Origin of the sequence: Kitasatospora sp. NPDC056783 (genome assembly GCF_042789895.1) — a bacterium.
GTDB lineage: Bacteria > Actinomycetota > Actinomycetes > Streptomycetales > Streptomycetaceae > Kitasatospora.
In genome coordinates this window covers 1-8,771 of record NZ_JBHUAF010000367.1, presented here as the reverse complement: position 1 = coordinate 8,771, position 8,771 = coordinate 1, and the positions used below count along the sequence as shown (strand labels likewise).

At 70.9% G+C, this 8,771-nt stretch carries 7 protein-coding genes and 1 riboswitch; of the genes, 3 read left to right on the top strand and 4 right to left on the bottom strand.

Features of this window, described 5'->3' with window-relative positions; genetic code table 11:
- Positions 1-36: 36 nt before the first annotated feature.
- The 4 genes from ACFRMQ_RS33665 to ACFRMQ_RS33650 form a co-directional block, all read right to left on the bottom strand.
- A complete protein-coding gene (locus ACFRMQ_RS33665; protein WP_380734558.1) occupies positions 37-1,803 on the bottom strand; it encodes an ABC transporter substrate-binding protein in 1,767 nt (588 codons plus the stop codon).
- 91 nt (positions 1,804-1,894) lie between these two features.
- Complete coding sequence (locus ACFRMQ_RS33660; protein ID WP_380734557.1) at positions 1,895-2,881, bottom strand: ABC transporter permease; 987 nt, start codon at positions 2,879-2,881, stop codon at positions 1,895-1,897.
- A gap of 445 nt (positions 2,882-3,326) precedes the next feature.
- On the bottom strand, positions 3,327-4,256 hold the full coding sequence (locus ACFRMQ_RS33655) for an enhanced serine sensitivity protein SseB C-terminal domain-containing protein (RefSeq protein ID WP_380734556.1): 930 nt from the start codon (positions 4,254-4,256) through the stop codon (positions 3,327-3,329).
- 115 nt (positions 4,257-4,371) lie between these two features.
- On the bottom strand, positions 4,372-5,166 hold the full coding sequence (locus ACFRMQ_RS33650; RefSeq protein ID WP_380734554.1) for an enhanced serine sensitivity protein SseB C-terminal domain-containing protein: 795 nt from the start codon (positions 5,164-5,166) through the stop codon (positions 4,372-4,374).
- 208 nt (positions 5,167-5,374) lie between these two features.
- Positions 5,375-5,479: riboswitch (glycine riboswitch) on the top strand.
- Between the two features lie 231 nt (positions 5,480-5,710).
- Between ACFRMQ_RS33650 and gcvT the strand changes: the two genes are divergently transcribed.
- The 3 genes from gcvT to glyA all read left to right on the top strand — a co-directional run bounded on the left by gcvT (position 5,711) and on the right by glyA (position 8,688).
- Positions 5,711-6,832, top strand: coding sequence for a glycine cleavage system aminomethyltransferase GcvT (gcvT, locus tag ACFRMQ_RS33645; RefSeq protein ID WP_380734553.1), 1,122 nt, complete (start codon positions 5,711-5,713; stop codon positions 6,830-6,832).
- A gap of 126 nt (positions 6,833-6,958) precedes the next feature.
- On the top strand, positions 6,959-7,333 hold the full coding sequence (gcvH, locus tag ACFRMQ_RS33640; protein WP_380734552.1) for a glycine cleavage system protein GcvH: 375 nt from the start codon (positions 6,959-6,961) through the stop codon (positions 7,331-7,333).
- A gap of 86 nt (positions 7,334-7,419) precedes the next feature.
- Positions 7,420-8,688 (top strand): serine hydroxymethyltransferase, encoded by a 1,269-nt coding sequence (gene glyA / locus ACFRMQ_RS33635; RefSeq protein WP_380734551.1) that lies wholly within the window; start codon positions 7,420-7,422, stop codon positions 8,686-8,688.
- Positions 8,689-8,771: the final 83 nt, after the last annotated feature.

Sequence of the window (8,771 nt, the reverse complement as noted above, 5' to 3'; positions counted from 1 at the left end):
GCCTTCACCTGCCTTCAGGGATGCGGAGCCAGGCTCTTACTTGGTGCCGATGTTCAGGTAGTCGTACTCACCCGAGTACGCCGACGTGGAGACCATGTTCGTGGCGTTGTCCGGCCGGTACAGGAAGACCTTGAAGTAGGTCAGCGGCACGTAGACCGCCTGCTCCATGACCTTCTTGTCGATGTCGGCGTAGATCTTCTCGCGGGCCGCCTTGTCGGGGTTGACGGCGGAGTCGTCGATCAGCTTGTTGACCGCGGGGTCGTCCAGCTGGGCCAGGTTGTTGTTGCCGGACGGCTTGATGCTCCGGCCGTCGACGATCTGCTGGAGGAAGCCGTAGCCCGTCGGCCAGTCGGCGCCCCACTGCATCATCATCAGGCCGATGTTGTGCTCGGCGGCGAACTGCGGGGAGCCGGCGGCGTCCTGGAGGTACTTGCCCTGCGGGTACTGCTGGATCTCGGCGTTGATGCCGACCTTCTTCAGCGCGGCCTGGATCGAGGTGGCCGCGGCGACCTCGGTGGCGCGCTCGGTGCGGGCCGACAGGACGGTGTTGATGCCGCCCTCCTTGCCGCAGGCCTTCAGGGCCTCCTTGGCCTTGGCCTCGTCGCCCTTGCCGTCCTTGGTCTCGTACAGGTTGAAGTCCTGGTGGCCCGGGACGTCGGCCGGGAGGACGGTGTTGGCGACCTGGCCGCGGATCGGGCCGCCGAGCGCGGTCTGCACCGAGACCTTGTCGACCGCGTACTGCACGGCCTTGCGGCACTCGATGTTGTCGAACGGCGCGAGCTTGGAGTTGATCGCCATGTAGACCAGACGGCCGCCGTAGGCGTTGTCGGTGCTGGCCTTCAGCTTGGGGTTCTGGAGGATCTGCGCCTGGGTCTGCGGGTCGACGCCACCGCCCACGAGGTCGACCTGGGCGTTGCCGGCCAGCAGGTCCTTGTCGATGGTGGACTGGTCGATGTTCATCCGGAGCACGAGCTTGTCCGCGAGCTGCTTGCGGATCGGGTCGGTGCTCGGGTCCCAGTTGGTGTTGGGCACCAGGACGGCCTGCTTGCCGTCCTCGTAGGACTCGAACTTGTAGGAGCCCGAGGAGACGATCTTCTTCACGTAGTCCGAGCCGGTGTCCTTGGCCTGCGGGACGGGCGCGGTCTGCGGGGCGCTGACCAGGTAGTCGAAGTCGGCGAAGGGGTGCTTCAGGTGGAAGACGACCGTGGTGTCGTCGGGCGTCTCGATCGAGTCGAGGCCGCCCTCCTTGTCCTTGTACGGGCCGGCGTACGGCGTGGCGTTGTCCACCAGGTGCTCGCGGAAGTAGACCGGGCCGTTGGAGTTCACGTCCAGCGCGTAGTTCGAGCGCTCGATGGCGTACTTGACGTCCTTCGAGGAGATCGGGGAGCCGTCGTCGTACTTCAGGCCCTTGCGCAGCTTGTACGTCCAGGTCAGGCCGTCCGCGCTGACCTGGCCCATCGACTCGGCGAGGTCGGGGACGAGCTTGTTGCCCTCGTCGCCCGGCGCCGGGTTGAAGGTGGTCAGCGAACGGGCGTACAGACGCGAGAAGTTGTAGATGTACGCGTAGTACGTGTTGCCCGGGTCGAGCGAGTCCGGGGTGCCCTTCATCTCGAAGGTCACCGTCCCGCCCTTCTTGTCCGAGGCGTTGACGACGCTCTTGGTGGCCGCGTTGGCGCCGGAGCCGCCCGCGGAGCCGGAGGCCGAGGCGGAGTCGCCGCTCTTCTTCGAGCTGGTGCAGCCGGTGACGACCAGGACCGCGGCGGCGGCCGCCGCGGTCAAGGCGACGGTACGGGACCTACGCATGGGTGAGATCAACCCCTTGGAGATGTGGAGGCGGTGTGAGGGTCCTGGCGCGGGGTCAACTGGTGACGCGGGGCCAGTGAATGACGCTTGATCAGTTGTTCTTGGGATCGAGGGCATCGCGCAGGCCGTCGCCCAGGAGGTTGAAGGCGAGCACGGTGATGAAGATCGCCAGACCGGGGACCACCATGTACTGGGGGTCCACCTGGTAGTACCGGATCGCGTCCTGGAGCATCCCGCCCCAGGAGGCCTGCGGCGGCTGGATGCCGACGCCCAGGAAGCTCAGCCCGGCCTCGAAGAGGATGTTGGTCGGGATCAGCAGGGTCGAGTAGACCAGGATCGGACCGACCAGGTTGGGCAGCAGTTCCTTGAACAGGATGAACGGGCCGCGCGCGCCGAGGCTGCGGGCCGCGTGGACGAACTCCCGCTCGCGCAGCGAGAGGGTCTGGCCGCGCACGATCCGGCCCATGTAGGGCCAGTTGAAGAAGCCGATCACGAAGATCAGCACCAGCATGTGCAGCGGCAGGCCGTGCAGGCCGAAGGCTCCGCCCTGGAGCGAGGTCGAGATCGCGATCGCGAAGAGCAGCAGCGGGAACGCCAGGAAGACGTCCATCACCCGGCTGATCAGGGTGTCCACCCAGCCCCCGTAGTAGCCGGCCATGATGCCGAGTACGGTGCCGATGGTGTTGGACAGCAGGGTCGCGCCGAAGGCGACCAGCAGGGACACCCAGGAGCCCTCGATGACTCGGGTGAGCAGGTCACGGCCCTGAAGCGGGTCGACGCCGAGCGGGTGGTCCAGGCTCATGCCGCCCCAGTCGCCGAGCGGCAGACCGCCGAGGTCGGCGTCCAGGAGGTCCTGGTGGAGGGCGTCCGGGTCGAGTCCGAACATCGACTCGATCGGCTTGGCCAGCACGGCGAGCAGGATCAGCAGGATCACCACGACGCCGCCGGCGACGGCGGCCTTGTCCCGCTTGAAGCGGGTCCAGGCGATCTGGCCGAGGGAGCGGCCCTCGATCTTCTTGACCGGATCGGCGGCGGCGGGTGCCTCCGGCGCGTTCCCGGCGGTGGTCACGGATGTCATGGTCAGTTGGTCCCCTCGCCGACGGTGGCCGGCCCACGGGTGCCGGCCGTCGGCTTCGGCGGTGCGGCTGCGGACGTGCGGAAGTGCTTAGGAGGAGCTGGTGTTGACGGCAGCACGTCGTGCACGGGCGCTGCCACCACGCGGGATGGGCTTCGCGTGGACAGGCTGTCGGCGGCCGCGCTCACCTTTGTGGGGTTGCAGTACGCGCGGTGCGTTGCGCAGAACTCTCTGCCATCCGAACTGGCTTGCGCCAGCCCTGCCAACCGACAGATGCCCAACTGTGATCTGCGCGCATGCACCTCCCCGGTCTTCGGCATATACCTCTTCACATGGCTGTAACTGCCATGTCAAGATGATCCGAGCACACATCCGGAAATTCGTCCGGAAAGCATCGAAGCCGACTTGATGGGCAATCAAGTCGGCTTCGGGGAATGCGTTTTGTGAATCAGTGCCCGGGGTAGCCGGGCCACGGCCGCTGCGGCTGCTGTTGTTGCTGCCAGCCCGTCGCCGGCGGCTGGGTGCCGTAGGCATAACCCGGCATCGACTGGCCGGGGTACGACGGCGGGGGCGCCGGCGGGTACGGACCGGTCGGCGGGCGGCCCGCCTCCCGGTCGAAGAACGGCCGGGCGTTGGCGCGCATCCACAGCGCCACCGGGTCGTACTCGTCCGACATCGCCACCGTGGACACCGCGAGCCCCTCCGGAGCCACCGCGATCGCGCGCTGCATCAGCGCCCGCACCGCCTCCACGGCCGACGGCGAACTCTCGTACAGGTCAAGGCCGATGGCCAGGTACGGCTCCCCCACCGCGGGCTGCACCCAGGCCCGGCGCAGGGCCCGCACGGTGCGCACCTCGGCGGCCTGGCGCTCCAGCAGCGCGAAGAACGGCTGGGCGTTGAGCTGCGGCTCGCCGAGCTTCAACGGGCCGGCGGGAAGCCGCTCCAGACCCGCGGCGATCCGCCGCAGGTCCGCCCAGGGCACCCCGACGCCGCCCCCGGGCGCGTGCGGATTGAGCCACAGGCCCCAGCGGGTGCGGTACAGCGAGGCCGCGATCTCCCGGCCGGAGATGACCTCGTGGGCCCGGGTCCAGCCCGAGGAGGTCAGCTGCTCGGACGAGGTGACGGCCGGCGCGTAGCCGTGGCCGCTGATCTCCATGTTCCCGTACTGGGCGTCCTGGCTGCCCGGCGTGCCGTGCCACAGCAGCATCCAGACCTGACCGTCCGCCAGCGCGTGGAGCAGGCGCTCGTACGCGTCGTAGCGCTCCGGCGCGACCTCGCGCAGGGCGCGCTCCAACCCGCCCGGATCAGCTCCCGGGCGCCCGGCCGGTGCCTGGCCCCAGGGCCCCGGCACCCCGCCCGCTCCCGCTCCCGCACTCATGCGCCCACCTCGCCGCGCCTCTTTCCTCGAACCCGCCGACCCGTCGGCCGTCTGCACGCACCCTATGGCGCGGCACCGGCCGCCGCCACGGCGACGTGCCTTGATCCGGACCCGCTCAGGCCCGGGTGTGGAAGGGCATCACCCGGGTGAGCAGCCACTCGACCACCGGGTCGTCGGCGAGGTCGAGCAGTACGAGGTGGACGCCGCCGGGCAGCGGCGCGGTTCCCAGCGCTCGCCCGAGTGCCTCGTTCACCGCGGCCGGCTCGGCGGGCGCCGCGGGGTCCAACTGGACGCCCACGAACATCACGGTCGGCTCGCCCTCGATGCTGGCCAGCGCCCTGCGGGCGGTCAACACCCCGGGCAGTGCCGACAGTTCGGCCCGGCAGACGGCCAGGAAGTGCTCCGGGTCCTCGCCCGGCACCGGCTCGCGCAGCGCCACCCGGCCGCCGGTCGGCGCCGCCGGGTCCTCCCAGCGCTCCTCGCGCGGCCCGCGGCGCAGCTCCGCGACCCCCTGCGGCGGCACCGGGATGCCCACCGCGGCCTCCGGGTTCACCGCGATGCCCACGCCCAGCGGCAACCCCCGGGCGAACTCCCAGGCCGGCGCGACCGCGAAGGCCATCCCCGGCGCCTGCTGGAGGAACACCTCCTGCGAGGAGAACACCGGCACGTACGGGTCGCCGGCCAGCTCGATGGTCGGCAGGTCCAGCGACTGCCCCTGCGGGTCGGCCCCGGCCGGCAGCGGCACCCACACCTGGCTGCGGGCCAGCACCTCGATCACCCGCGGGGTCGCGCCCGGATCGCCCAGGGCCGCGGTCAGCACCTGCTCCAGCTCGTTGGCCGGCCAGGAACCGCCCGTCGGCGCCTCCTCCGGTCCGCCCCACCCCTGCTGCTGCTCCACCGGGTACCCCATGCGCCGCCGATTCCGCCCTCTGCCGGTCGGCCGCCCTCTGCTGCGCCGACGCGCAGCAGTCTAGAGCCCGGGGGCCACGGGGTTAGGGCTCGTGTTCGGTACCGCGCCGTGTGACCGGGTCCCCTCTCCCCTCGTCGCCCGGGACGTGCCATGATGTCCGCGTCCGACGGCATGCGCCGCGGGCCCCCACAACTCCATACCGGCCGCTCGAACCCGCGCGGGAGAGCCCGGAGTGCCGTCCCACGGCACGAGCCGGCGCCGAAGGAGCAAGTCCTCCCCGGAATCTCTCAGGCACCCCTACCGCACGGGTTAGGCACATCTGGAAAGCGGCGCCCGGCCCTGTCGGACGCCCACCCACGGTGCAAGCCGCCAAGCTGTCCCCCAAGCTGGAAACCAGCTGCGGGCAGCCGGGCGGTGAAGCTCTCAGGTTCGACGACAGATGGGGAGACCCACGCCGCCGCATGCCCGCGCGCAGGGTCGGCCCCCCAGCGGGTCCGGTCCGGCGCGTGCACCCCTGAGTGCCCCGACCGAGGAGTTCCTGGCCATGTCGTCCCTCCGCCTGACCGCGCTCGACGCGCTGCACCGCAGCCTCGGCGCCACCATGACCGACTTCGCCGGCTGGGACATGCCGCTGCGCTACGGCAGCGAGCGCGAGGAGCACCTCGCCGTCCGCACCAAGGCCGGCCTGTTCGACCTCTCGCACATGGGCGAGATCACCGTCACCGGCCCGCAGGCGGGCGAGATGCTGGACCACGCGCTGGTCGGCTTCGTCTCCGCGCTCGGCGAGCTGCGCGCCCGCTACACCATGATCTGCGCCGAGGACGGCGGCATCCTGGACGACCTGATCGTCTACCGCCTGCGCGAGGACGCCTTCCTGGTCGTCGCCAACGCCTCCAACGCCCAGCTGGTCCTCGACGAGCTGATCGCCCGCGCCAAGGGCTTCGACGCCGTCGTCACCGACGACCGCGACACCTACGCGCTGATCGCCGTCCAGGGCCCGGAGGCCACCGGCATCCTCGCCGCGACCACCGACGCCGACCTGCCCGGTCTGAAGTACTACGCGATCCTCCCGGCCGTGGTGTCCGGCCGCGAGGTGCTGCTCGCCCGCACCGGCTACACCGGTGAGGACGGCTTCGAGATCTTCTGCCACCCGGCCGACGCCGAGCCGGTCTGGCAGGCGCTGACCGCCGCCGGCGAGGGCCACGGCCTGGTCCCGTGCGGCCTGTCCTGCCGCGACACGCTGCGCCTGGAGGCCGGCATGCCGCTGTACGGCCACGAGCTGTCCACCGACCTCACCCCGTTCGACGCCGGCCTGGGCCGGGTCGTCCGCTTCGACAAGACCACCAACGAGGGCGCCTTCGTCGGCCGCAAGGCGCTGGAGCAGGCCGCCGCCGCGGCCGAGAGCAACCCCCCGAAGGTCCTGGTCGGCCTGGTCTCCGAGGGCAAGCGGGTGCCGCGCGCCGAGTACACCGTGGTCTCCACCGAGGGCGAGGCGATCGGCCGGATCACCTCGGGCTCGCCGTCCCCGACCCTGGGCAAGCCGATCGCGATGGCCTACGTCGACGCCGCCCACGCCGCCCCCGGCACCACCGTCGCGGTGGACGTGCGCGGCAAGCACGAGCCCGTCCAGGTCGTGGCGCTGCCGTTCTACAAGCGCGCCCGCTGAGCGCGCCCGCCGAGCCACGCCCGCCGAACCTTCGCAAGGCCCCGGTTTTCCCGTACACGCACGTCGCAGCCGTCCGAGCGGCGGCCCGCTTCGCCGTGCCCGCTTCCCATCCTGGAGAATGACGCCATGAGCAACCCCCAGCACCTGCAGTACACCAAGGAGCACGAGTGGCTGACGGCCGCCGAGGACGGTGTCTCCACGATCGGCATCACCAAGCACGCCGCCGACGCGCTCGGTGACATCGTCTACGTGCAGCTGCCCGAGGTCGGCGACACCGTGACCGCCGGCGAGACCTGTGGCGAGCTGGAGTCGACCAAGTCGGTCAGCGACCTGTTCTCCCCGGTGACCGGCGAGGTCACCGAGGTCAACCAGGACGTCCTGGACGACAACAGCCTGGTCAACAGCGCCCCGTTCGAGGGCGGCTGGCTGTTCAAGGTGCGCGTCGAGGCCACCGACGAGCTGCTCAGCGCGGACGCCTACACCGCCCTCATCGGCGGCTGAGACACCTGACCGGGGCGGTCACCGCGCGGCGGCCGCCCCGCCCCAGCCGCGGCCCCCTTTCCTCCTCCACCGGGAAGACCACCACCATGACGGTTCTCAACCAGTCCCTGCACGCCCTCGACCCGGAGATCGCCGCCGCGGTCGACGCCGAGCTGCACCGCCAGCAGACCACCCTGGAGATGATCGCCTCCGAGAACTTCGCCCCGGTGGCGGTCATGGAGGCCCAGGGCTCGGTGCTCACCAACAAGTACGCGGAGGGCTACCCCGGCCGCCGCTACTACGGCGGCTGCGAGCACGTCGACGTGGTCGAGCAGATCGCCATCGACCGCATCAAGGCCCTGTTCGGCGCCGAGCACGCCAACGTCCAGCCGCACTCCGGCGCGCAGGCCAACGCCGCCGCGATGTTCGCGCTGATCCAGCCGGGCGACACCATCCTGGGCCTGAGCCTGGCCCACGGTGGTCACCTGACCCACGGCATGAAGATCAACTTCTCCGGCAAGCTCTACAACGTGGCCGCGTACCACGTGGACGAGAAGACCGGCCAGGTCGACATGGCCGAGGTCGAGCGCCTCGCCAAGGAGCACCAGCCGAAGCTGATCATCGCCGGCTGGTCCGCCTACCCGCGTCAGCTGGACTTCGCCGCGTTCCGCCGGATCGCCGACGAGGTCGGCGCGCTGCTCATGGTCGACATGGCGCACTTCGCCGGCCTGGTGGCCGCCGGGCTGCACCCGAACCCGGTGCCGTACGCGGACGTGGTCACCACCACCACCCACAAGACCCTGGGCGGCCCGCGCGGCGGCGTCATCCTGTCCAAGGCCGAGTACGCCAAGAAGATCAACTCCGCGGTCTTCCCCGGCCAGCAGGGCGGCCCGCTGGAGCACGTGATCGCCGGCAAGGCGGTCGCCTTCAAGGTCGCGGCCTCGGAGGAGTTCAAGGAGCGCCAGGAGCGCACCCTGGAGGGTGCCCGCATCCTCGCCGAGCGCCTGCTCCAGGCCGACGTGGCCGAGGCCGGCGCCACCGTGCTCTCCGGCGGCACCGACGTCCACCTGGTCCTGGTCGACCTGCGCAACAGCCAGCTCGACGGCCAGCAGGCCGAGGACCGGCTGCACGAGGTCGGCATCACCGTCAACCGCAACGCCGTCCCGAACGACCCGCGCCCGCCGATGGTCACCTCGGGCCTGCGCATCGGCACCCCGGCCCTGGCCACCCGCGGCTTCCTGGCCGAGGACTTCCGCGAGGTCGCCGACGTCATCGCCGAGGCGCTCAAGCCCGCCTTCGACGAGACCGTCGCCGCCGCGCTGAAGGCCCGGGTCACCGCCCTGGCCGAGAAGTACCCGCTGTACCCGAACCTCTGATCACTCCGGTGATCGCTCGGGCGGGGTGACCGGCCTCACCCCTCCGGCGTACCTGGCGCTCCGGGGCACCGCGCACACTGGAC